Origin of the sequence: Streptacidiphilus monticola (genome assembly GCF_042658505.1) — a bacterium.
Taxonomy (GTDB): Bacteria; Actinomycetota; Actinomycetes; order Streptomycetales; family Streptomycetaceae; genus Streptacidiphilus; species Streptacidiphilus monticola.
Genome location: NZ_JBHSQJ010000071.1, coordinates 41542 through 64230, shown reverse-complemented (window position 1 = coordinate 64230; position 22689 = coordinate 41542). Strand labels below are relative to the sequence as shown.

At 73.1% G+C, this 22689-nt stretch carries 17 protein-coding genes; 9 read left to right on the top strand and 8 right to left on the bottom strand.

The annotated features are described in order from the left end of the window. The first annotated feature begins 55 nt into the window (after nt 1-55). The 3 genes from ilvA (at nt 56) to ACFP3V_RS17535 (ending at nt 3169) form a co-directional block, all read left to right on the top strand. Entirely contained in the window at nt 56-1273 is a 1218-nt protein-coding gene (gene ilvA, locus ACFP3V_RS17545) for a threonine ammonia-lyase (protein WP_380584430.1), read from the top strand. Between the two features lie 61 nt (nt 1274-1334). After that, the gene (locus ACFP3V_RS17540) at nt 1335-2315 is read left to right on the top strand and encodes an ATP-binding cassette domain-containing protein (RefSeq protein WP_380584428.1); all 981 of its coding nucleotides are present in this window, start codon (nt 1335-1337) and stop codon (nt 2313-2315) included. Beyond that, nucleotides 2312-3169, top strand: a complete 858-nt coding sequence (locus ACFP3V_RS17535; RefSeq protein WP_380584426.1) for an ABC transporter permease — start codon at nt 2312-2314, stop codon at nt 3167-3169. The genes ACFP3V_RS17540 and ACFP3V_RS17535 overlap by 4 nt, the downstream gene beginning before the upstream one ends. Before the next feature lie 199 nt (nt 3170-3368). Here the strand turns inward: ACFP3V_RS17535 and greA are convergent, their stop codons facing one another. Together greA and ACFP3V_RS17525 are read right to left on the bottom strand one after the other, a co-directional pair. Beyond that, a complete protein-coding gene (gene greA / locus ACFP3V_RS17530) occupies nt 3369-3866 on the bottom strand; it encodes a transcription elongation factor GreA (RefSeq protein WP_380584424.1) in 498 nt (165 codons plus the stop codon). A 103-nt stretch (nt 3867-3969) separates the two neighbouring features. Continuing rightward, complete coding sequence (locus ACFP3V_RS17525) at nt 3970-4365, bottom strand: DUF4307 domain-containing protein (protein ID WP_380584422.1); 396 nt, start codon at nt 4363-4365, stop codon at nt 3970-3972. A gap of 94 nt (nt 4366-4459) precedes the next feature. On the opposite strand from ACFP3V_RS17525, the gene mca reads away from it, so the two are divergent. The 4 genes from mca (at nt 4460) to ACFP3V_RS17505 (ending at nt 8920) form a co-directional block, all read left to right on the top strand. Next, nucleotides 4460-5362, top strand: coding sequence for a mycothiol conjugate amidase Mca (gene mca, locus ACFP3V_RS17520; protein WP_380584420.1), 903 nt, complete (start codon nt 4460-4462; stop codon nt 5360-5362). A gap of 12 nt (nt 5363-5374) precedes the next feature. After that, on the top strand, nt 5375-5572 hold the full coding sequence (locus ACFP3V_RS17515; protein WP_380584418.1) for a hypothetical protein: 198 nt from the start codon (nt 5375-5377) through the stop codon (nt 5570-5572). Between the two features lie 135 nt (nt 5573-5707). Then, nucleotides 5708-6805 (top strand): Nickel transporter NicT, encoded by a 1098-nt coding sequence (nicT, locus tag ACFP3V_RS17510; RefSeq protein ID WP_380584416.1) that lies wholly within the window; start codon nt 5708-5710, stop codon nt 6803-6805. A gap of 168 nt (nt 6806-6973) precedes the next feature. Next, nucleotides 6974-8920 carry a S53 family peptidase gene (locus ACFP3V_RS17505; RefSeq protein ID WP_380584414.1) on the top strand — a complete coding sequence of 649 codons (1947 nt, stop codon included), beginning with the start codon at nt 6974-6976 and terminating at the stop codon, nt 8918-8920. 51 nt (nt 8921-8971) lie between these two features. On the opposite strand, the gene ACFP3V_RS17500 is transcribed toward ACFP3V_RS17505, so the two are convergent. The 3 genes from ACFP3V_RS17500 to ACFP3V_RS17490 are packed head-to-tail and all read right to left on the bottom strand — an operon-like array spanning nt 8972 to nt 15143. Further along, entirely contained in the window at nt 8972-12244 is a 3273-nt protein-coding gene (locus tag ACFP3V_RS17500; protein ID WP_380584412.1) for a hypothetical protein, read from the bottom strand. After that, a complete protein-coding gene (locus ACFP3V_RS17495; RefSeq protein ID WP_380584411.1) occupies nt 12241-14103 on the bottom strand; it encodes an HSP90 family protein in 1863 nt (620 codons plus the stop codon). The genes ACFP3V_RS17500 and ACFP3V_RS17495 overlap by 4 nt, the downstream gene beginning before the upstream one ends. Next, nucleotides 14100-15143, bottom strand: a complete 1044-nt coding sequence (locus ACFP3V_RS17490) for a hypothetical protein (protein WP_380584409.1) — start codon at nt 15141-15143, stop codon at nt 14100-14102. Before ACFP3V_RS17490 ends, ACFP3V_RS17495 begins: the two co-directional genes overlap by 4 nt. A 120-nt stretch (nt 15144-15263) precedes the next feature. Between ACFP3V_RS17490 and ACFP3V_RS17485 the strand changes: the two genes are divergently transcribed. Beyond that, nucleotides 15264-17207, top strand: a complete 1944-nt coding sequence (locus ACFP3V_RS17485; protein ID WP_380584407.1) for a thioredoxin domain-containing protein — start codon at nt 15264-15266, stop codon at nt 17205-17207. A gap of 54 nt (nt 17208-17261) precedes the next feature. Here the strand turns inward: ACFP3V_RS17485 and ACFP3V_RS17480 are convergent, their stop codons facing one another. From ACFP3V_RS17480 to trhA, 3 genes are all read right to left on the bottom strand, one after another. Continuing rightward, entirely contained in the window at nt 17262-18716 is a 1455-nt protein-coding gene (locus ACFP3V_RS17480; protein WP_380584405.1) for a glycoside hydrolase domain-containing protein, read from the bottom strand. 59 nt (nt 18717-18775) lie between these two features. Next, the gene (locus tag ACFP3V_RS17475) at nt 18776-19795 is read right to left on the bottom strand and encodes a glycoside hydrolase domain-containing protein (protein WP_380584403.1); all 1020 of its coding nucleotides are present in this window, start codon (nt 19793-19795) and stop codon (nt 18776-18778) included. 99 nt (nt 19796-19894) lie between these two features. Next, nucleotides 19895-20578: a PAQR family membrane homeostasis protein TrhA gene (gene trhA / locus ACFP3V_RS17470; protein ID WP_380584401.1), complete on the bottom strand. Its 684-nt coding sequence runs from the start codon at nt 20576-20578 to the stop codon at nt 19895-19897. Nucleotides 20579-20815: 237 nt separating this feature from the next. On the opposite strand from trhA, the gene ACFP3V_RS17465 reads away from it, so the two are divergent. Beyond that, nucleotides 20816-22630 (top strand): phosphoenolpyruvate carboxykinase (GTP), encoded by a 1815-nt coding sequence (locus ACFP3V_RS17465; protein ID WP_380584399.1) that lies wholly within the window; start codon nt 20816-20818, stop codon nt 22628-22630. Nucleotides 22631-22689 lie beyond the last annotated feature (59 nt).

Sequence of the window (22689 nt, the reverse complement as noted above, 5' to 3'; positions counted from 1 at the left end):
TGCCTGACGACTGCGGTGCAACGAGAGTAGCCGCCGCAGGCCCTAGGCTGAACCCATGGACGCCACGGCCATCACCCTGGACGACGTGCGCGGAGCGCAGAAGATGCTGGCCGGGGTGGCCCGTGCCACCGAGATGCACGGCAGCCGGCACCTCTCCTCGCTCGCGGGCGCGCCCGTGCACCTCAAGTGCGAGAACCTGCAGCGCACCGGCTCGTTCAAGCTGCGCGGCGCGTACATCCGCATCGCCGGGCTCTCGCCCGTCGAGCGCGCCGCGGGTGTCGTCGCCGCGAGCGCGGGCAACCACGCGCAGGGGGTCGCGCTGGCGGCGAGCATCCTCGGGGTCCGCTCCACCGTCTTCATGCCCGCCGCGGCACCGCTGCCGAAGGTGGCCGCCACCCGCGAGTACGGGGCCGAAGTCCGGCTGGTGGGCGAGAACTTCGACGCCACGCTGGCCGCGGCGCTGGAGTACGCCGAGACCACCGGGGCCGTCTTCATCCACCCCTTCGACCACCCGGACGTCATCGCCGGGCAGGGCACCGTGGGGCTGGAGATCCTGGAGCAGTGCCCGGAGGTGGGCACCATCCTGGTCGCCGTCGGCGGTGGCGGGCTGCTCGCCGGGATCGCCGCCGCGGTCAAGCCGCTGCGGCCCGGTGTCCGGGTCCTCGGCGTGCAGGCCGCCGGGGCCGCCGCGTTCCCGCCCTCGCTCCGCGCGGGGCGTCCGGTCGCCCTGGAGCGCTTCGGGACGATGGCCGACGGCATCCAGGTCGGCCGCCCCGGGGACGTCCCGTTCGACGTGGTCAGCAGGCTGGCCGATGGCGTCCTGACGGTCAGTGAGGACGCCATCGCCGCCGCCCTGTTGCTCTGCCTGGAGCGCGCCAAGCTCGTCGTCGAGCCGGCCGGCGCGGCCACCGTCGCGGCGCTGCTGGAGCACCGCGAGGAGCTGCGCGGGCCGGTCGTCGCGGTGCTCTCCGGGGGCAACATCGACCCGCTGCTGATGCAGCGCGTGCTCGCCCACGGCATGGCCGCCGCCGGCCGCTACCTGTCGCTGCGGGTGCGCATCCCGGACCGCCCCGGCGTCCTGGCCGGGCTGCTCGGCGCGGTCTCCCGCGCGGACGCCAACGTCGTCGACGTGGCCCACGTGCGCACCGACCCGAAGCTGGGGCTCGGCGAGGTCGAGGTGGACCTGCAGCTGGAGACCAAGGGCCCCGACCACTGCGCGGCCGTGAGGGGCGCGCTGCGCGGCGAGGGCTACGCGGTGGTGTCCGGGAGCTGACGCTCCCTCAGTTGCCGGATTCCGGTCGCATGATGCGTCTGTTCGGGGGAGGCTGGGGCGCATGACGCTGGCTGTGGAGGCAGAAGGACTGGTCAGGACCTTCGGTGACGTGCGCGCGTTGGACGGGGTGGACCTGACTATCCCCGAGGGGACGGTGCTGGGGCTGCTCGGCCCGAACGGGGCCGGCAAGACGACCGCGGTGCGGGTGCTCACCACGCTGCTGCGGCCCGACTCCGGGCGGGCCGTGGTCGCCGGGATCGACGTGCTCAAGCACCCTGACCAGGTGCGCAGCAGGATCGGGCTGTCGGGCCAGTACGCGGCGGTGGACGAGTACCTGACCGGTCTGGAGAACCTGCAGATGGTCGGGGAGCTGTACCAGATGAGCGCCCGTCAGGCGAAGGCGCGGGCCCGGGAGCTGCTGGAGCAGTTCAACCTCACCGACGCGGCCGGGCGCACCGCCAAGACCTACTCCGGCGGCATGCGCCGCCGCCTCGACCTCGCCGCCGCCCTGGTGGTCCGGCCGCCGGTGATGTTCCTGGACGAGCCGACGACCGGGCTCGACCCGCGCAACCGGATGGCGCTGTGGGAGGTCATCGAGACGCTGGTGGCCGAGGGCACCACGCTGCTGCTGACCACGCAGTACCTGGAGGAGGCGGACCGGCTGGCCCACGACATCGCGGTGGTCGACCACGGCAAGGTGATCGCCCGCGGCAGCGCCGACGAGCTCAAGGCGCAGACCGGCGGCGAGCGGGTCGAGGTGGTCATCGCGGACGGATCCCAACTGTCGCGTGCCGTCCAGGTGTTGAGCCCCTACGCGAAGGGCGAGCCCTCGGTCGAACCGCACACCCGCCGGATCACCGTCCCGGTCAGCGGCGGCGCGGCGGTGCTCGCCGACGTGATCCGCGAACTGGACGCCGGCGGCATGGAGATCCAGGACATCGGCCTGCGCCGGCCCACCCTGGACGACGTGTTCCTCTCGCTCACCGGCCACGCCACCGAACAGGCCGAGGCCGAGCCCGAGGCGGAGGAGGTCGAGGCATGACCGCGACGACCACGCCCCCGCTCGTCGGGGCCCCGGCCCCGACCCGCCGCGGCGCGGGCCGGATGCTGCGCGACTCCTGGGTGGTTGCCAAGCGGAACCTGCGCCGGATGCTGCGCATCCCCGAGATCGTCGTCTTCGGGCTGATGCAGCCGGTGATGTTCGTCCTGCTGTTCACCTATGTGATGGGCGGCGCGATCCGGGTGCCGGGCATGAGCACCGACCCGGATGCCTACAAGCAGTACCTGATGGCCGGCATCTTCGCGCAGACCGTCACCTTCGCGGTGGCGGGCGCGTCCGCGGGCATCGCGGAGGACATGACCAAGGGCCTGGTGGACCGGTTCCGCTCGCTGCCGATGGCCCGCTCGGCGGTCCTGGTCGGCCGGACGCTGGCGGACCTGGTGCAGACCGCGTTGACGGTGGTCGTGCTGGCCCTGGTGGCCGCGGCGATCGGCTGGCGCTTCCACAACGGCGTGCCGAAGGCCCTGGCCGCGTTCGCGCTGCTGTTGCTGCTGGGCTACGCCTTCTCCTGGATCGGCGCGCTGATCGGCCTCTCCGTGCGCAGCCCGGAGGCGGCGACGTCGGCGGGCCTGATCTGGCTCTTTCCGCTGACCTTCATCTCGAACGCGTTCGCCCCGGTCCCGAGCATGCCCGGCTGGCTGCAGGCGGTGGCCTACTGGAACCCGTTCAGCGCGACGGTGCAGGCGTGCCGGGAGCTCTTCGGCAATCCGACTGGCGTCGCCACCGACCAGTGGCCCATGCAGCACGCCATTCCGGTGAGCATCGGGTGGTCGCTGCTGATCCTGGCGGTCTTCTCCTGGCTCTCCGTCAGGAAGTACCGCTCGGCGACCGCCTGAGCCCCCGCCCCGCCAGGGGCGCGGGGATCCCCCACCCTTGGGGCGGGAGGTGCCCCCACCCTTCGGGCGGGAGGTGCCCCCACCGCGACAAGCCCACCACTCACGGAGGTCCGGCCCCGTGTGGCGGGTCGAACCTCCGTGAGTGGTGGGCTGGTCGCGCAGTTCCCCGCGCCCCTGAGGGGGCTGCAACGGAACGAAGTCAGCCGGTGTACGGCTTGGCCGAGAGGATGCGGACGGACGCCTTGCGTCCGTTCGGCAGCTCGTAGGTCGCGTCGTCCCCGACGCTCCTGCCGTCGATGGCCCGGCCGAGCGGGCTCTGGGGGGAGTAGGTCTCCAGGTCCCCGGAGGCCGCCTCCCGCGAGCCCAGCAGGAAGGTGGCGGTGTCGTCCTCGTCGCCGTCGAACGCGATGGTCACGACCATGCCCGGGCCGACCACGCCGTTGTCGGCGGGGGCCTCGCCCACCTTCGCGCGCTCCAGGAGCTGGGTGAGCTGACGGATGCGCAGCTCCATCTTGCCCTGCTCCTCGCGGGCCGCGTGGTAGCCGGCGTTCTCCTTCAGGTCGCCCTCCTCACGTGCCTGCTCGATCTTCTGGGCGATCTCGGCGCGTGCAGGACCCGACAGATGCTCCAGCTCGGCGCGGAGCTGGTTGTACGCCTCCTGCGTGAGCCAGGTGACGTTGTCGCTGGTCTGGGTCACAGGGTGCTCCTCGTAGGTACTGGTTCGGAATAAAGCACATCGCCCGCTCCCGGTCTTCCGTCTCCGAGAGGGGCGAAACCCCGAGGGTAACAATTTCTCGGCGTCAGGAGCAGCCCACGAGCTCGCCCGTCGTGCCGCGGGCCGTCGTGCGCAGGTGGACGACGGTGGTCACGTCCCCGCTCCCGGGCGCCAGGGTGACCGTGGTGCGGCCCACCTCGGAGCCGTCCTCCGCCCGTGAGCGGACGGTGCAGCTGGCGCTGCGGCCGGCGTCCTTGCTGACGCTGATGCGGATGTCCATCTGCGTGTCGGACACCGCGTGGAAGGACACGACCTCGCCGGAGACCGTGGACCGGGACACGTACAGGTAGCCGATCACGGCGATGAGCGCGAGGAAGACGCCGACCACGGCCAGGTAGACCACCCGTCCGCGGCCCGGCGCCGAGCGCGCGCGGCCGTAGCGGTCGGCCGGGGGGCGTACGCCTTCGGTCGTCGTGGTCATCGGTCTTTCGCCTCCTTCGGGGCAGCGCGGAATTACCGGGCTGCCTCCGTCCGTCACTATAGGTGCCGAGACCGACGAGGAAGGGCACTGGGTTGTGACTGAGCAACTGCGCATGATGGCCGTGCACGCGCATCCGGACGACGAGTCCAGCAAGGGCGCGGCGAGCATGGCGATGTACGTGGACCGCGGCGTCGACGTGCTCGTGGCCACCTGCACGGGCGGGGAGCGGGGCTCCGTGCTCAACCCGAAGCTGCAGGGCGACCCGTGGATCGAGGAGCACATCCACGAGGTCCGGGCGAAGGAGATGGACGCGGCCCGGGAGATCCTGGGCGTCAGGCAGGCGTGGCTGGGCTACGTGGACTCGGGCCTGCCCGAGGGAGACCCGCTGCCGCCGCTGCCCGAGGGCTGCTTCGCGCTGCAGCCGGTGGAGGAGGCCGCGGGCACGCTGGTGAGGCTGATCCGCGAGTTCCGCCCGCACGTGATCACCACGTACGACGAGAACGGCGGCTACCCGCACCCCGACCACATCATGACCCACAAGATCACCATGGTGGCCTTCGAGGCGGCCGGCGACCCGGACGCCTACCCGGAGGCGGGGGAGCCCTGGCAGCCGCTCAAGCTCTACTACAACCACGGCTTCTCGCTGGAGCGGATCAAGGCGCTGCACGAGGCCATGGAGCAGCGCGGCCTGGAGTCCCCCTACAAGGAGTGGATCGCCCGCTGGGAGGAGTCGGACCGCAAGCCGCGGGAGATCACCACCAAGGTGCCCTGCGGGGACTGGTTCGAGGTCCGCGACCGTGCGCTGATCGCCCACGCCACCCAGATCGACCCCGACGGGCCGTGGTTCCGCGTCCCGCTGGAGATCCAGCGGGACGCCTGGCCGACGGAGGACTACGAGCTGGTCCGCTCGCTGGTGGACACCACCCTGCCGGAGGCCGACCTGTTCGCCGGGATCGCCGACGCGGTGGGTGCCGCCAAGATCTCCGAGCGCGCCTGAGACGATGGAACGGTGAACACCGCCATGCACTCCGCCGTGGTCCAGCTCGCCGCGGACACGGCCAACGACAAGGTCACGCCGGGCATCCTCGGCTTCATCGTCTTCGCCGCGCTGGGCGTGGGCACCTGGTGGCTGCTCAAGGCCATGAACCGCTCCCTGGGGAAGGTCGACTTCGCCGAGGAGCCGGAGGAGCCCACCGACGCGAAGTGAGCCCCTGGGCAGCGCACGACCGCGCGCTGCGGCGCACGCCGTACTGCCCAGGGCTCGTTATTGCGCATAACTTGCAACTGCGTGATCGCTGCCTCTAGCGTGTCCCCGGTAAGGGTGACGAGGAGGGGCGGCGGCATGACCACGATCGCGCGGATCAAGGGCTCACTCACCGGTCCCGAATGGGCACGTGTCGGCGGCATGGCCGCCTTCGTGCTCGCCCTGCACGTCGTCGGCTGGGGCGTGCTGGTGCTGATGGTCGCGCCGCAGCACTACCAGGTCGGCACCCAGGTCTTCGGCGTCGGCATGGGCCTGACCGCCTACACCCTCGGCATGCGGCACGCGTTCGACGCCGACCACATCGCGGCGATCGACAACACCACCCGCAAGCTCATGACGGGCGGTCAGCGGCCGCTGTCCGTCGGCTTCTGGTTCTCCCTGGGCCACTCGTCCGTCGTCTTCGGGCTCTGCCTGCTGCTGTCGCTCGGCGTCCGCGCGCTCGCCGGGCAGGTCGAGCGGGACGACTCCTCGCTGCACAACACCCTCGGCATGGTCGGCACCTCGGTGTCCGGCCTCTTCCTGCTGCTGATCGGCCTGCTGAACCTCGCCGTGTTCTGGGCCATCGTCAAGGTCTTCCGGCGGATGCGCTCCGGCGACTACAGCGAGACGGAGCTGGAGGAGCACCTGAACCGGCGGGGCTTCATGAACCGGCTGCTGGGCCGGGTCACCCGGGGCGTCAGCAAGTCCTGGCACATGTACCCGGTCGGGCTGCTCTTCGGCCTCGGCTTCGACACCGCCACGGAGATCTCGCTGATGGTGCTGGCCGGCGGCGCCGCGGCCTTCGCGCTGCCGTGGTACGCGATCCTCACGCTGCCGATCATCTTCGCGGCGGGCATGTCGCTGCTGGACGCGATCGACGGCTGCTTCATGAACTTCGCCTACGAGTGGGCCTTCTCGCAGCCGGTCCGGAAGGTCTACTACAACCTGGTCGTCACCGGGCTCAGCGTCACGGTGGCCCTGGTGATCGGCGGGATCGAGATCGTGTCGCTGCTGTCGGAGAAGCTCGACATCACCTCCGGGCCGCTGGCGTGGATCGGCGGGATCAGCCTGGACAACGTCGGCTACTGGATCGTCGGCCTCTTCGTGCTCACCTGGGCCGTGGCGCTGGCGGTCTGGCGGCTGGGCCGGGTCGAGGAGAAGTGGACCGCCGGACTCCAGGGCAGCGAGGCGAACTGACGCCCCGTCGGCCCGCGCCGCCCGCACCGGGCGAAACGAACATGTCACAGTGCCTTCACGACCGGTGGTGGCACACCTCTTGACGCCGGGTCAGCGGACCCACTTCTCTTGCGTTCTGTATCGCCTCCCCCGTTGTCAGATCAGCACCCCCGATCTGAAAGGCGTCAGATGCAGAACACCGGTCCACGACGCCGCGCGCTTCTCGTCGCGGCAGCGACCCTCCCCCTCATAGCAGCCGCCGTGGCCGCCGGAGCGCCCGCGCAGGCGGCCGCGGGCGGGCACCGCTCGGCTCTCGCCGGCACCCGTCCCGCCTGGGCCGAGCCCGGCGCCGACCAGGGACGGACACCCTCCGGCGCCCAGGTCACCGCCCGCGTCTACCTCGCCGGCCGCGACAGCGCCGGGCTGCAGGCCCTCGCCCGCAGCGTCTCCGACCCCGCCTCCCCCTCCTACGGTCGCTTCCTGACGCCTGCTCAGGTCGACCAGCGGTTCGGCGCGACACCGCAGCAGGTCGCCGCCGTCCGGTCCTGGCTGACCTCCGCCGGCCTCACCGTCTTCGCGGCCGACCGGCACAGCCTCACCGTCCACGGCACCGTGGCCGCCGTGCAACGGGCCTTCGCCGTCCAGCTGCGCAACTTCCGCAAGGGCGGCCACACCTACCGTGCCCCCGACCGGGACGCCTCCGTGCCCGCGTCGGTCGCCTCCGCGGTGCTCTCCGTCACCGGCCTGAGCAACGCCCCGCACAAGGCGGGGCACGACGACACCCTGCCGCCGCCGGACGCCGCCTTCGTCAACGCCGGTCCGCTGTCCGCCTACTACGGCGAGAAGACGGCGACCACCCTGCCGCAGTTCGGTGGCGTGGCCGCCCCCTACGCCGTCAAGGGCTACACCGGCCGCCAGCTGCGCTCCGCCTACGGCGCCGCCGCCACCGGACTGACCGGCAAGGGCGTGCGGGTCGCGATCGTCGACGCCTACGACTCGCCGACCATCGCCTCCGACATCGCCACCTACGCCGCCCGCAACGGCGACCAGGCGTACCGCGCCGGGCAGTTCAGGGATCAGCCGATGGGCGACTGGACCCACACCGACACCTCGGACACCGGCTGCGGCGCGGCCGGCTGGTACGGCGAGCAGTCGCTGGACATCGAGGCGGTCCACGCCATGGCCCCCGACGCCGGGATCACCTACGTCGGCGCCAGCTCCTGCTACGACGACGACCTGATCGCCGCCCTCGACACCATCGTCGACCAGCGCTCGGCCACCATCGTCAGCAACTCCTGGGGCGAGCCCGAGCTCGCCTCCGACCCCTCGCTGGACGCCGTCTACAACCAGCTGTTCCAGCGCGGGGCGGTCGAGGGCATCGGCTTCTACTTCTCCAGCGGCGACAACGGCGACGAGGTCGCCAACACCGGCACCAAGCAGAGCGACATGCCCGCCTCGCTGCCCTGGGTCACCGCGGTCGGCGGCACCTCGCTGGCGGTGGGCCGGAACGGGCGCTACGAGTTCGAGAGCGGCTGGGGCACCGACAAGTTCACCCTGTCGGCGGACGGGAAGTCGTGGACCCCGGTCGGCTACCTCTACGGCGCGGGTGGCGGGACCAGCGCGCGTTCGGCGCAGCCCTGGTACCAGCGCGGGATCGTCCCCCGCTCCCTCTCCGGGGCCACGGCCGGCGCCGTCGACCGCGTCGTCCCGGACATCGCCGCGGACGGCGACCCGACGACGGGCTTCCTGGTCGGCCAGAGCGAGACCTGGCCGGACGGCTCCATCGCCTACGGCGAGTACCGCATCGGCGGCACCTCGCTGGCCAGCCCGCTGATCGCGGGCGTCCAGGCGCTGGCCCAGCAGGCCGCCGGGCACCCGCTCGGCTTCGCCAACCCCGCCATCTACGCCCGCTACGGAACGGCGGCGTACCACGACGTGGTCGATCCCAAGGGCCAACTGGGCAACGTCCGGGTGGACTTCGTCAACGGACTGGACGCGAGCGGCGGCCTGAAGTACTCGGTGCGCAGCTTCGGCGACGACTCCTCGCTGAAGGCGACGACCGGCTACGACGACGTCACCGGCGTCGGCTCGCCGACGGCGTTCTACCTGCTGTCGTACCTGAACTCCCGCCGCTGAGGCGGCTGTCCGCCGCGGGCCCCCTGATGCAGGGGCCCGCGGCGGACCCGTTCAGCCCAGGCTGTCCCGAAGGCGGCGCAACGTCGCTGCCGCGTCCGGGAGTTCGGCGGCGTCGGCCTCGGCGGCGGCCTTGTCCAGCCGCGCCCGGGCCGCGTCCGCACGGTCCAGGCCCCGGCCTTCGACCAGAGCGGCCATCCGCAGCGCCTCGAAGCGCGGCGGCGCGTCCGAGTAACCGGCGCGCTCGTAGACGGCCACGGCCTGCTCGAAGGCGTCGAGCGCGGCGGCCGGCTCCCCGGTGGCGGCGTGCACGCGGCCGCGGGTGTACCAGCACTGCGCCTCGTCCACCTCCACGCTGACGAACTGCGCGCGGGCGGCCTCGGCGAACTCCTCGCGGAGCGCGTCGGCCCGGTCGAGGTAGCCGAGCGCCTCGGTGACCGCGTCGTTCCCGCGCGCGTCCACGGCCTCGACGGCGAGGGTGCGCAGCGTGTCCGTCAGATCCGGGAGGTCCGGCGCCTCGGCGTTGGACGCGAGTGCCCGGTCGAGGGCGGCGCGGGCGCCGTCCCAGTTCCCGGCCAGCGCGAGGGCTCCGGCCGCTCCGGCCGCGGCGCTGGTCAGCGGCGCCTTGTCGGGCCAGCGGCTGACGGCGTCCGCCAACTGCAGGAACTCCGCGGCGGCCGCCCGGTGCTCCCCCAGCGACAGCAGCGCGTTCGCCAGATCCACCCGTATCTGCGCCGTCAACTGCGCCTCCGTGTCCGGCGCCTCCGCCGTCCGGGCGGGTTCGGCCGTGCCCCCCAGGGCTGCCCCCGCCGGACCCGCTGCGCGCGCCACGGGGGCGGACCGGGGGTCGGAATCCGTGCCCCGCTCCGGGGAGGCAGAGGGGTCCTGCGCCGCAGGCGCGGATGCGCTCGCGGCGGCAGCGGAGTCGGCCTGGCTGGGGGCGGTGCCGCTCGGCTCCTCCGTGGGAGCGGGGCCCCCGACGCCGGGCGCGGTGGGCGGGTGCGGCCGGACGGTCGCCGAATCGGCTGTCCCCTCTCCGACGGCCGCCGCCGGAGCCGGAGTCGGGGCCACTGCCAGGCCGTGGGAGGTCGCCGGAGCGGGCGGGAGCAGGGACTCCAGGACGGCGACGGCGTCGCCGAGGGAGCCCTGGGCGCGGAGGGCGCGGCTGAGTTCCCAGCGGGTCTCGCGGGCCTGTTCGGGCCGGCCCTCGCGGTCCAGGCGGGCCGCCGCCTCGGAGAAGGCGCGCACCGCCGTACGGTACTGGCGGGTGCGCAGCGCCATGCCGCCCAGCATCCGGTGCAGCGGCGTCAACTCCTGCGGCTCCGTCTCGGGGTGCGCCTCCGCCAGGCCGCGTTCCAGCTCCGCCATCGCCTCGGCCTCGCGGCCCTGGCTGCCCAGCGCGAGCGCGAGCAGCAGCCGGCCCCGGGGGACCCGCCAGCCCCACCCGTGCTCGGCGAACAGCTCCAGCGCCCGCCGCGCCGACGCCTCGCCCTCCGCGGGCTCGCCGTGCAGGGCCTGGAACTCGGCCAGCACCTCGTACGCCACCGACGCCTGAAGCGGACGTTCGGCCGCCGCGCCCTCGGCGATCAGCGCCCGGGCCTCCGCCTGGAAGACCCCCGCCCAATGGGCGTGCTCCTCCGGGCCGTTGGCTCGCCGCGCGGCGTGCCGGGCGGTGAAGACGCGGCTCTGACGCACCACCAGCTTCCGGCTCAGCAGCTCCTGCGCCGCCTCCGGGTCGTCCTCACCCGCACCCGCCAGCGCGGCGAAAGCCGCCAGCTGGGCGTCGAACGCGGGCCACGCCGCCTCGACGGCGGCCATCGGGTCCGGGGCGTCGTCGCGGGTGGCTTCGGCCCAGGTGAGCCGGGCCTCGGCGGCGAGACGGCGGGCGGGCCGGCCGGCCCGCCGGTAGTGCTCGGCGGCTTCCCGCAGCCGGGCCGTGCAGGTGTCGGTGTCCTCCGCGTTGGCCGCCCGCTGGGCCAGCTCCGAGGCGATCTCGCCGCGCAGCAGCTCGTCGACGACGGGGGAGTCCGCGTCGGACCCGGCCGCCCGTTCCAGCACCGCGTCCCACACCACCCGGGCGCGGGGATGCCCGCTGCGGTCCAACCGCCGTGCCTCCGCCACGAGTTCCGCGAAGTCCTCCGGCAGGGCGGCGGCGCCTCCGGTCGCTGCCGTCTGCGCCGGGACCGCGGGGACAGCGGCGGAGGAGACGGCGGCCAGCGCCTGCGTCTGCACGCCCAGGTTCAGCCGGTCGGTCAGCGGGGCCCTGGTCAGCTGCCCGCGCCGCCGCGACGACACCCCGTCGTTCCCGTTGCGGGCGTCGAACCGGGCGGCCAGGGCGTCCGCCTCGGCGGCCACCGTGGCGCGCAGCTCCGCCACCGTCCACTCGCGGCCCAGCGGCCCGGCGCACGGCAGCTCGCCGTGCCCGGTCGCGACCAGGCGGGCCAGCAGCACCTCCACACCCGTCAGGAACTCCAGCCGGCTGGACGGAGCCGCGGTGAAGCCGAACAGCCCCCGGTTCTCCGCCAGCAGTTCGAGACCGCGCGCCTCGTTGCCGGTCAGCGCGCAGAACTCCAGGTGCTGCCCGACCGTGCTCAGCTCCGCCTCCCTGCCGCGCACCTTGCGGTACCCGGTCAGGTGCGCGGCCCGGGCCTCGTCCAGGCGGCCCAGCCGCAGCAGCGGGAGCAGGGCCAGCGCCTGGCTGCTGTGCGGCTCCTCGTCGCAGCCGCTCTCGCCCTCGAAGGTCGGCCGCAATTCGGCGAGACCGCGCTCGTCCTCACCGCGCCCGAAGTGGTACCCGGCCCGGGCCCGGGCCTCGCAGGCCGCGCAGTCGCTGAACCGCGAGCGACCGCGCGTCGCCCACAGCTCGTACGCCGTGTCCTCGTTCTCGCCCAACTGGCGTGCCACGAAGTAGTCCAGGCCGTAGACCGGGCCCAGGTCGTGACCAGCCTCCCGGTACCGGCGGCGCATCTCCGCGATCCAGCCGCGGACCGAGCTCAGCGGCACGTCCGGGGTCGACAGCAGCCCGGTGCCGACCCACTTGAAGAACCAGAAGAGCTGGTACGACTCGTACTCGTCGAAGGACTCCGGGCTCTCGTCCCACAGCCGCAGCAGCCGGGCGAAGGCGACCGGGTACTTCACCGCCTCGCCGCTGCCGTGGTACGCCCGCATCAGCTCCACCAGGGCCGAGACGGTGACCTCCGGATCGCCGAACGCCTCGGCGGCGTCGACCAGTTCCTCCGCGACGGCGGCCGTGGCCCGGCCCTTCGGGCGGTCCCGGTTCTCCCGCAGCGCCTGGAAGAACTCCTCCTTGGTGGTGGGTGCGCTCATGCCCCGGCCTCCCCCTGAGCCGTGCCGGCGGCCTGGGTCGCGTACTCCAGCAGGCCCATGAAGGAACGGTTGAGCAGCGCGTGGTCGGCCGGCCGCAGCGGACGCCGCGACAGCAGCAGCGCCTGCCCGTAGAGGGCCTCGATCGCCGTCTCGGCCAGCTGCGCGTCGGCCGTCCGGGAGACGTCGGCCAGCTTGCGGATCAGCGGGTTGAGGTGGTTGAGGATCAGCTGCGCCCGGGGCGCGGAGGAGCTCAGCGAGCCGAGGATGCCGGCCCACAACTCGTCTGCCCCTGCGGACAGTTCGGCGCGGCGGCGTTCGTGCCGGGCCTCGCGGTTGTCCACCAGCATGGCCGGCACGCCGACCGGCTGGAAGGACCGCAGCGCCACGTCCGTCTCGAAGCGGTCCGCGACCGCGCGGGCGCGGGCCAGGAAGGGTGCCGCCGCCAGCTCGGCGGCGGGATCGACCGCGTCCAGGTGGGCGCTGACGGTCTCCGGGTCCAGGTCGGCCACCGTGCTGCCGGGCCGCACCTCCGGGAGCCGGTGCACCAGCTCCCGGTCGTAGACGTAGCCGCCGTTGACCACGCCGAGCCCGGCCGCGGCGGCGATCGGCGCGACCTGGCGGAACTCCTCGACGGTCTGGGTGACCAGCACCACCGGGTGGCTGCGGGCGAACTCGTCGAGGCTCACCGTGCCGTCCGTCGTCTCGAACGGCAGCCAGGGCAGCAGCAGTTGCAGCAGCTTGTCGTCGTACCGGGCGAGCGCCTTGACGGCGAGGTGGTGCACGTCCAGGAAACGGCGCAGCAGCGCCAGGTCGGACGCGGCCAGACCGGTCAGCCACTCACGGATCCGCTCGCCGATGGCGTCGCGCACCGCCGCCAGGGTCTCGTCCTCGTACAGCGCCTCGCGCGAGGCGGTGGGCCGCAGGCCGGTGGTGTCCACCACGCAGGCGACGAAGAAGGCCCAGTCCGGGACGAGTTCGGTGGCCTGGTCGGACAGCAGCATGCCCTTGAGGTGCACCCGGTTGCCGGACCGCCGGGTCGGATGCGCGGGCGTGGGCAGCACGAAGGCCACGCCCTTGAGGCCGACCAGCGGGATGTCCAGGTCGATGGTGTCCAGCGGGGCGAAGTCGAAGACCGCCTTGCCGTACCCGGCCAGCGCCTCGCGTCGGGCCAGCGGCGAACCGTACTGCCGCTCCCACACCGGCGGGGTGTCGTTGACCCGGCTCTCGGTGCCGTCCCGGTCCACCACGGTGACGTCGTAGCGCAGCAGCGAGCCGAAGTGGCGGGCGAGTTGCAGCACCCGGCCGGGCTCCAGCCACTCGCTGCCCTCGGCGCGCGGCGTCAGCGTCACGGTGGTCCCCGGCTCCGGCACGCTGCCGGCCGGCAGCCGGCGGATGCCGTACGTGCCGTCGCTGCGGCCACGCCACTCGACGGCGGGCGCGCCCGGCTCGCGGGCGCTGCGGGACACGACGGTGATCTCGTCCGCGACGACGAAGCAGGCGAGCAGGCCGATGCCGAACTGGCCGATGAAGTCGGCCCGGGCGGCGGACAGGTCCAGGCCGCCGTCGGCGCCGCGCTTGGACGAGCGGCCGATGGTGGCCAGGAAGGTGTGCACGTCCGCCTCGGTGAGGCCGACGCCGGTGTCCGCCACGGTGATCCCGCCGCCGACGCCGGTGCGGATGGTGATCCGCGCCTCGGCCGCCGGGTCCAGCAGCCGCCGCGCGGTGATCGCGTCGACGGCGTTCTGCATCAGCTCGCGCAGGTAGACCCGCGGGGACGAGTAGAGGTGGTGCGAGAGCAGGTCGACGAGGCCCCGCAGGTCGACCTGGAAGGCGTGCTCCGGCTGCTGGTCAGTGGTCACGGCTGCTTGCCCTTCTTGCCTTTCTTGCAGTCCTGCCGGGCCCGGGCGAACACCCGCCCCGGGTCTCCGGCGTAGGCCCACGGGAAGCGGGTCGGATGGTCGCCGATGCGCTGGAACAGGTCGTGGCCCGACGCGAAGTCGCCCGCGAGCCAGAACGCCATGGCGAAGGCGTTGAGCGCCGGGTACGGCGGGACGGTGGGCGTGTACGCGGGGTGCAGCACCGAGCCTTGTGCGGCCTCGCGCAGCTCGGCCCGTACCTCGGGGGTACGGATGTAGGCCGCGTCCTGGCCGCTCGGGAGGTCCAGCCAGTGCTCCAGGTGCGCGTACGCGGTGAGCACCCCGAGGCCGCTGCCGGACGGCGCGTTCTTGCGGGCGGTGCGGGCGAACGCGTGCATCTCCTCGTGGGAGCCGCCCCACTTGCGGCAGATCTGCTGCAGCTGCGCCGCGTGCAGCCCCGTGTGCAGCGGCGCCCGGCGCACCCCCGCCTCGAAGCGGCGCCGGGTCACGTCGTGGCCGTGCTCCAGTCCGCGCGAGGCGGTGGTCAGGAAGACCCATGGCGCGGCCGACTGCGGATCGGCCTCGGCCGCCGCGTACAGGTGCTCCTCCGCCGTGCGCAGCCGCTCGTGGAAGGTGCGGAACTGATCCTGTGTCACCTGCGAGGCCCGGGCCCCCGTGCGCGCCTGCCAGGCCCAGGCGACATGCCGGGCCCCCGAGACCGTCAGCACCAGCGGGTCGTCCGGGTGCTTCTCCGGCAGCCTGAGCAGGAACACGCCGCCGAGCTCCTCGATCCCGCTGATCAGCCAGGTCAGCCGTTCGAAGTCGCCCCGCTCCCGCACCGGCCCGAGGATGCCCGCGGCCGTGGGCCAGTCGGTGGCCGCCACCGCCCGCTGCAGCGCGGCCAGTTCCGCGTCCCCCTGCGTCTCGTCCACCGGCACGGGCTTCGGCCCCCGGGCCGCAGACGACTGCCCCCGGTTGGCGATCGCCCGCATGGCGACGAAGGCCCCGATCGCGGCAGGCCCCAGCAGCGACAGATTCGACACGCATTCCCTCCCCAGCCGGAACGTCAGTTCGCTCGCCCGGCAGCCGCAGGCTAGCGGACGCCTCCGACACCGCGACAGCGGGTTCTGCCCGGCCCCGCCGCAGGTGGGAGAGTGGGGGACATGAACCGCTTGGCGAGCGTCCAGTCCCCGTACCTGCTGCAGCACGCCGACAACCCGGTCGACTGGTGGCCGTGGAGCCCCGAGGCCTTCGCGGAGGCGGAGCGCCGTGACGTGCCGGTGCTGCTGAGCGTCGGGTACGCCGCATGCCACTGGTGCCACGTCATGGCCCATGAGAGCTTCGAGGACGCCGAGGTCGCGGCGTATCTGAACGAGCACTTCGTCGCGGTCAAGGTGGACCGCGAGGAGCGGCCGGATGTGGACGCCGTCTACATGGAGGCGGTGCAGGCGGCCACCGGGCAGGGCGGGTGGCCGATGACGGTGTTCCTGACGCCGGGGAAGGAGCCCTTCTACTTCGGCACCTACTTCCCGCCGAAGCCCGGCCACGGGCTGCCCTCGTTCCGGCAGGTGCTGGAGGGGGTCGCCGCCGCGTGGCGGGAGCGGCGCGGGGAGGTCGAGCAGGTCTCCGCGCGGATCGCCGCCGACCTGGCCCACCGGGCCGGGGTGTACGCCGGCGTGGCGGGGCAACGCCCGCCCGGCGCGGACGACTTGGCCGCCGCCGTGGTCGCGCTCGCGGGGGAGTTCGACGAGCGTCGCGGCGGCTTCGGCGGCGCGCCCAAGTTCCCGCCGTCGATGGTGCTGGAGTTCCTGCTGCGCCAGGGCGGCGACGAGGCGCTGCGGATGGCGGGGCGCACCTTCGAGGCGATGGCCCGGGGCGGGCTCTACGACCAGCTGGGCGGCGGCTTCGCCCGCTACTCCGTGGACGCGGCCTGGGTGGTGCCCCACTTCGAGAAGATGCTGTACGACAACGCGCTGCTGCTCCGCGCCTACCTGCACTGGTGGCGGCGGACCGGCGCGCCGCTCGGCCGCCGGGTCGCTGAGGAGACGGCCGACTTCCTGCTGCGGGAACTGCGCACCCCGGAGGGCGGGTTCGCCTCCGCGCTGGACGCGGACTCCGAGGGCCGCGAGGGCGCCTTCTACGTCTGGACGCCCGCGCAACTGGTCGAGGCGCTGGGGGAGGAGGACGGCGCCCGCGCCGCGCGCGAGCTCGGCGTCACCGAGGCGGGGACCTTCGAACACGGCAGCTCGGTGCTCCAACTCCCGGAAGCGGAGAGCCTCTTCGCCCGGGATCGGCTCTTCGCGGCACGCGAGCGGCGGGTACGCCCCGGTCGGGACGACAAGGTGGTCGCGGCCTGGAACGGCCTCGCCGTCGCCGCGCTGGCCGAGGCGGGCGCCCTGCTCGGCCGGCCCGACCTCCTCGACGCCGCGCGAGCCGCGGCCGCGCTGCTGCTCCGCGTCCACCGCACGCCCGACGGTCGGCTGCTGCGCACCTCCCGCGACGGGCACGCGGGCCAGAACCCGGGCGTGCTGGAGGACTACGGCGACGTCGCGGAAGGCCTGATCACCCTGTACAGCGTGACCGGCGAGGCCGAATGGCTGGATGCAGCAGGCGAGTTGCTGGAGACGGTGCTGACGCGGTTCACCGACGAGGCGTCAGGAGCGCTCTACGACACGGCCGCCGACGCGGAGCGGCTGCTGCGCCGCCCGCAGGACCCCACCGACAACGCCGCCCCGTCCGGCTGGACGGCCGCGGCCGGCGCGCTGCTGTCGTACGCGGCGCTGCGCGAGTCGGAGCGGCACCGGGTCGCGGCGGAGCGGGCGTTGGGCGTCGTCACGGCGCTGGCCACGCGCGCGCCCCGCTTCATCGGCTGGGGCCTCGCCGTCGCGGCGGCCCTCCTGGACGGTCCGCGCGTGGTCTCCCTGGCGGGCGACACGGGCCCGCTCCGGGCCGCCGCGCTGCGGGCCAACGCCCCGGGCGCGCTGGTCGCGGTGGATGCCGAGCGCCCGCTCGTGGACGGCCGCCCCGCGGCGTACGTCTGCCGCGCCTTCGTCTGCGAGGCCCCCGTCACGGACGCCGCCGTGCTGACCGACAGGCTCAACCCGTAGGGGGCGCCGGGGACATGCCCCGGCGCCCCCTCGGGCGGGTTCCGGGAGCAGCCGTCAGCCGACGACGGCGACCGGGGCGTCCCAGGCGTCCTTGTCGAGGGTCGCGCCCAGCGTGGCGTCGCCGGCGTTCAGGGCGTACTGGTGGGCGATCCGGTGCGCGGGCCAGGAGGCCGGGAGGAAGGACAGGTTGGTCGTCACGTCCTGGCCGTCGTTCTGGGCGTACCACCAGATGTCCGGCAGGTTCGGCCCGGTGGCGGTGACCACCTCGTACAACCCCTGGTTGGACACGGCGCTGTACGTGGAGCTGCCGTAGAAGCCGGCCCAGTAGCCGTGCTGGTGCACCGCGAGCACCCACGCCCGGGTGTAGGCGAGCACCGCGTCCGTGCTGGAGGCGCTCGTCCCCTCCCAGTTCTCCATGTCGAGGTAGATCGGGCTGCCCGCCCTGATCCCGAGGGCGGCGGCCGACGAGACGGCGTTCAGGCCCTCCGTCGTGCCGAGCGCCGCGGCCTGCGTGGGGTCGGTGGGGATCTTCTCGATGTCGGTTTTGCTGTCGGGTGCCTGCGCCCCGATGTAGATCGGGATGATGCCGGTCCCGGCCGCGGCGACCGACGCCACCCAGTCCTTGGTCAGGTTGGGCTGGCGGCAGTTCCGGTTGCCGTCGTTCGCCGTCGGCGAGGACGCGGCCTTGCCGATGTAGACGCCGACGGCCTTCCACCCGGCCGACTTCATCGCGCTCATCGTCGTGGCCGAGGGCGCGGTGCAGGTGTCGAAGGCCTCGCCGGTGAGCACCTTGGGCGCGGCCAGCCGCACCGTCACGCTGTGGCCGGTCGAGGTCGCTCCGTAGCTGAGCGCCGTGGCCGGCAGCACCGCGCGGAGCGACGTGCCGCCCCAGGCGGGTGCCGCGAAGGAGAAGACCGTCGCCAGGCGGCGCGTGGAACTCCCGGCCACCGCAGCCGAGTTGACGACACGGGAGGTGACGTTCAGCCACTTCCCGCCGCTGTACTTCTGGAGGTACACGGTGCGCCGCGCCTCCGTCGTCGTGCCCGTGAAGGCGAGGCTCGCGGTGCCGCCCCAGGTGACGCCTGCCGGCACCGCCAGGTTGGCGGTGGTGGCGTTGCGGTGCGTGGTCGCGACCGCACTGGCGCTGATGCGGGACTTGTACGCCCCGCTGACCGGCACGTACACGTGCACGGAGAACCTGCCCGCCAGCGTGCTGACGGTGTTGAGCTGGTACCGGTGGTACCGGTCGGTCCGGCCGGACGCGATGGTGGTCCAGGTCGTGCCGGTCCACCGCTGGAAGTAGACGGTGCGACCGACGGGGCCGGAAGCCGTGCCGGAGGCGCGCAGGTAGAAGCCCGCGGCGGACGAGTAGCTGAGCGAGAAGCTCAGCGTGGTGCTCCGGGTGGGCGTGGCCGCCTGCGCGGCCACCGCGCCGGGGCCGGTGAGGGCGGCCAGCGCGGCGGCGGTGAGCAGCGCGGAGGCCGAGGCGGCGCGAGACGCCGGTGTCACGTGATCCCCCTGTCGACAGGACGAACGACCGGGTCTGCTCCCGGTCGTTCGAAGGCGGCTCATCGTACGACGGCGACGGGGGCGTCCCAGGCGTCCCGGTCGACGGTGACCGTCCTGCCGCCGTAAGTCTCCTTGGAGTTCACGGTGTACTGGTGGCCGCGCCGGTGCCCGGTCCACTGGCCGCCGCTGCCGGGCCAGCCGGACACCGTGTCGGCGGCGCCGTCGTAGTCCGCGTACCAGAGGGCGTCGGGCAGCCCGGGGGTGCCCGCGTTCTTCGCCGCGATGATCGCGTTCGTGCCGCTGTGGCTGTAGCTGTAGTAGCCGGCCCAGTAGCCCCGGGCATGGACGGCCGCCACCCAGGCGCGCACGTACGAGGTCACCGCCTGGACGCAGGCGGCGTCGCTCGTGTCGTAGGCCTCCATGTCGAGGTAGACCGCGCTGCCCGCGCGCATGCCGAGCGCCGCCGCGTCGGCGACGGCCTGGGCGCCGTCCGCGCTGCCGCTGCCCATGGTGCCGCCGCAGTCGGCCTGGGAGCCGGCGTAGAGGGGGATCAGCTCCCAGCCGGCGGCGTGGACCGAGCTCACCCACGAGGAGGTCAGGTTCGCCTGCCCGCAGGCACGGGTCGGGCCGCCGATGTAGACGGCGGCCGCGCCGTAGGGGGAGGCGGAGCGCCAGGCGGTCATGGTGGCCAGGGAGGGGGCGGTGCAGGCGTCGAACGCCTTGCCGGTGAAGACGTGCGGCGCGGCCAAGCCGGAGGTGGAGACCGTCGGCACGTCCGTGGCCGCCGTCGCCGTCCCGCTCGCCCTCGTCCTCGCCCGCGCTGAGGCGGACCCGGTGGCCGAAGCCGAGGCGGACGCCGACGCGGAGCCGGGCCGTGACGCCGTCGCCGACGCGCCACCCGATCCTGACGCCGTGCCGGGCACCGGGGCGGACGGCTCCGCGGTCACCGCCGCTGCGGCGGCGGTCCCGGCACCCGGGGCCGGGCCGTCGTCCCGCTGCGCCGCGGCGAGCGCGGCACCGCCCGCGAGGGAGAGCACGCTGAGTACGGTGAGCAGGACGGCGCGGTTCCGTATCGACACAGCTGAGTGGATATCACCTGGCGTTCCGGAAGGGCCAATTCAGCCCTCCGGGAAGAAGGCCGCCGCCGCGGTCGGGCTGCCGCGTTCCGGCCGCCGTGGTCAGATGGCCACGAGGGACACTCCCACGAACTGGACCACGAACGCGCCCAGCGTGCACGCGTGGAAGACCTCGTGGAAGCCGAACCAGCGCGGCGAGGGGTTGGGCCGCTTGAGCCCGTAGATCACGCCGCCGATCGAGTAGAGCGCCCCGCCGACGATGATCAGGGTGACCACCGCCGCGCCGCCGGTGTGCAGGAAGTCGGGCAGGAAGAAGACGGCCGCCCAGCCGAGGGCGATGTAGCAGGGGGTGTACAGCCAGCGCGGCGCGCCGGCCCAGAACACCCGGAAGGCGATCCCGGCCAGGGCTCCCGCCCAGACCAGCCAGAGCAGCACCTCCCGCCGGCCGCCGTGCAGCAGCAGGAGGGTGAACGGCGTGTAGGTCCCCGCGATGATCAGGAAGATGTTGCTGTGGTCCAGCCGCCGCAGCACCGCCTCGCCGCGCGGCCCCCAGTGGAAGCGGTGGTAGACGGCGCTGACCCCGAAGAGCATCCATGCGGAGGCGCTGTAGACCGCACAGGCGACCCGGGCCTGGGTGGAGTCGGCCAGGCAGATCAGCACGATCCCCGCGGCGACGGAGGCGGGGAACATCCCGGCGTGGAGCCAGCCCCGGAGCTTGGGCTTCACGGGCGCGGAGAGAAGCGCGGGGAGAGGCTCGGGCGCGGGCTCGGCGGCGGTCGCAGTCATGTTCGGAGCATACCTACGACCCCGTAGGTTACCTACTGGTAGGACGTGTTGCTCGTCACGGTGACTGGGATGGCTTGCCATGTTGTGTCCGGCTTTGCCCGGGCTTCGTGTCAGATTGACTAAACCTCGTCACCGCGAACGCCGTATGTCGCTTCCTCTGCAAGGGCGTTACGCTGCAAAAACCCTCAACCCCTCACCGGTTCGATCAAGGATGATCGGCCGGGAAACGGAGCGATCGTGACGAACGAGAACTCTGCCCTCAAGGCTGCCCCCACGCGGCACGAGCGGTTGCTCGCCTGGGTGCAGGAGATCGCAGAGCTCACCCAGCCGGACCGGATCGAGTGGTGCGACGGATCCGAGGAGGAGTACCAGCGGCTGTGTGAACTCCTGGTCGACAAGGGCACTTTCCGCAAGCTCAACCCGGAGAAGCGCCCCAACTCGTACTACGCGGCCAGCGACCCCCGGGACGTGGCGCGCGTCGAGGACCGCACCTTCATCTGCTCCGAGAAGGAGGAGGACGCGGGCCCGACCAACAACTGGAAGGCGCCGGCGGAGATGCGGGCGATCTTCGGTGACATCTTCAAGGGGTCCATGAAGGGCCGCACCATGTACGTGGTGCCGTTCTCCATGGGTCCCGTGGGCTCCCCCCTCGCCGCCTACGGCGTCGAGATCACCGACTCCGCCTACGTCGCCGTCTCCATGCGCACCATGACCCGCATGGGCCAGCAGGTGCTGGACTTCCTGGGCACTGACGGGGACTTCGTCAAGGCCGTCCACACGCTCGGCGCGCCGCTCGCCGAGGGCGAGCAGGACGTCCCGTGGCCGTGCAACGAGACCAAGTACATCTCGCACTTCCCGGAGTCCCGCGAGATCTGGTCGTACGGCTCCGGCTACGGCGGCAACGCGCTGCTGGGCAAGAAGTGCTACGCGCTGCGCATCGCCTCCACGATGGCCCGTGACGAGGGCTGGCTCGCCGAGCACATGCTGGTCCTGAAGCTGACGCCCCCTCAGGGCGAGGCCAAGTACATCGCCGCCGCCTTCCCTAGCGCCTGCGGCAAGACCAACCTGGCCATGCTGCAGCCCACCATCCCGGGCTGGAAGGTCGAGACGGTCGGCGACGACATCGCCTGGATGCGCTTCGGCGCGGACGGCCGCCTCTACGCGATCAACCCCGAGGCCGGCTTCTTCGGCGTCGCCCCCGGCACCGGGCGCGACACCAACGCCAACGCGGTCGACTCGATGTACGCCAACACCGTCTTCACCAACGTGGCGCTGACGGACGACGGCGACGTCTGGTGGGAGGGCCTCACCGAGGAGCCCCCGGCCCACCTGACCGACTGGCGCGGCAACGACTGGACGCCGGCCAGCGGGACGCCCGCGGCGCACCCGAACGCCCGGTTCACCGTCCCGGCGGCCCAGTGCCCGACCATCGCCCCCGAGTGGGAGGACCCGGCGGGCGTCCCGATCTCCGCGATCCTCTTCGGCGGTCGGCGCGCCTCGGCGGTGCCGTTGGTGACCGAGTCCTTCGACTGGCAGCACGGCGTCTTCCTGGGCGCCAACGTCGCCTCCGAGCAGACGGCCGCCGCCGAGGGCACGGTCGGCAAGCTGCGCCGCGATCCCTTCGCGATGCTGCCCTTCTGCGGCTACAACATGGGCGACTACTTCGCCCACTGGCTGGAGGTCGGCGAGGCGACGGACGCGGCCAAGCTGCCGAAGATCTACTACGTCAACTGGTTCCGCAAGAACGCGGACGGCAAGTTCGTCTGGCCCGGCTTCGGCGAGAACAGCCGTGTGCTGAAGTGGATCGTCGAGCGCCTCCAGGGCGAGGCGGAGGGCGTCGAGACCCCGATCGGCATCCTGCCGACCCGGGACGCCCTCGACCTCGAGGGCCTGTCCATCGCCGAGGACGACCTGGACCTCCTGCTGACGGTGGATCAGGACATCTGGAAGCAGGAGGCCGCGCTCATCCCCGAGCACCTGGAGCTCTTCGGTTCCCACACGCCCAAGGCCTTGTGGGACGAGTACGAGCGTCTCGTTTCCCGCCTCGGATAACCCCCTTTAGGGGCGCGGGGAACTGCGCGAGCAACACCCCACCCGGGGAGGTTCGACCC

Coding starts and splice junctions, on each gene's coding strand:
- ilvA (WP_380584430.1), top strand. CDS start 56: ATGGACGCCACGGCCATCACCCTGGACGACGTGCGCGGAGCGCAGAAG.
- ACFP3V_RS17540 (WP_380584428.1), top strand. CDS start 1,335: ATGACGCTGGCTGTGGAGGCAGAAGGACTGGTCAGGACCTTCGGTGAC.
- ACFP3V_RS17535 (WP_380584426.1), top strand. CDS start 2,312: ATGACCGCGACGACCACGCCCCCGCTCGTCGGGGCCCCGGCCCCGACC.
- ACFP3V_RS17525 (WP_380584422.1), bottom strand. CDS start 4,365: ATGACCACGACGACCGAAGGCGTACGCCCCCCGGCCGACCGCTACGGC.
- nicT (WP_380584416.1), top strand. CDS start 5,708: ATGACCACGATCGCGCGGATCAAGGGCTCACTCACCGGTCCCGAATGG.
- ACFP3V_RS17505 (WP_380584414.1), top strand. CDS start 6,974: ATGCAGAACACCGGTCCACGACGCCGCGCGCTTCTCGTCGCGGCAGCG.
- ACFP3V_RS17500 (WP_380584412.1), bottom strand. CDS start 12,244: ATGAGCGCACCCACCACCAAGGAGGAGTTCTTCCAGGCGCTGCGGGAG.
- ACFP3V_RS17485 (WP_380584407.1), top strand. CDS start 15,264: ATGAACCGCTTGGCGAGCGTCCAGTCCCCGTACCTGCTGCAGCACGCC.
- trhA (WP_380584401.1), bottom strand. CDS start 20,578: ATGACTGCGACCGCCGCCGAGCCCGCGCCCGAGCCTCTCCCCGCGCTT.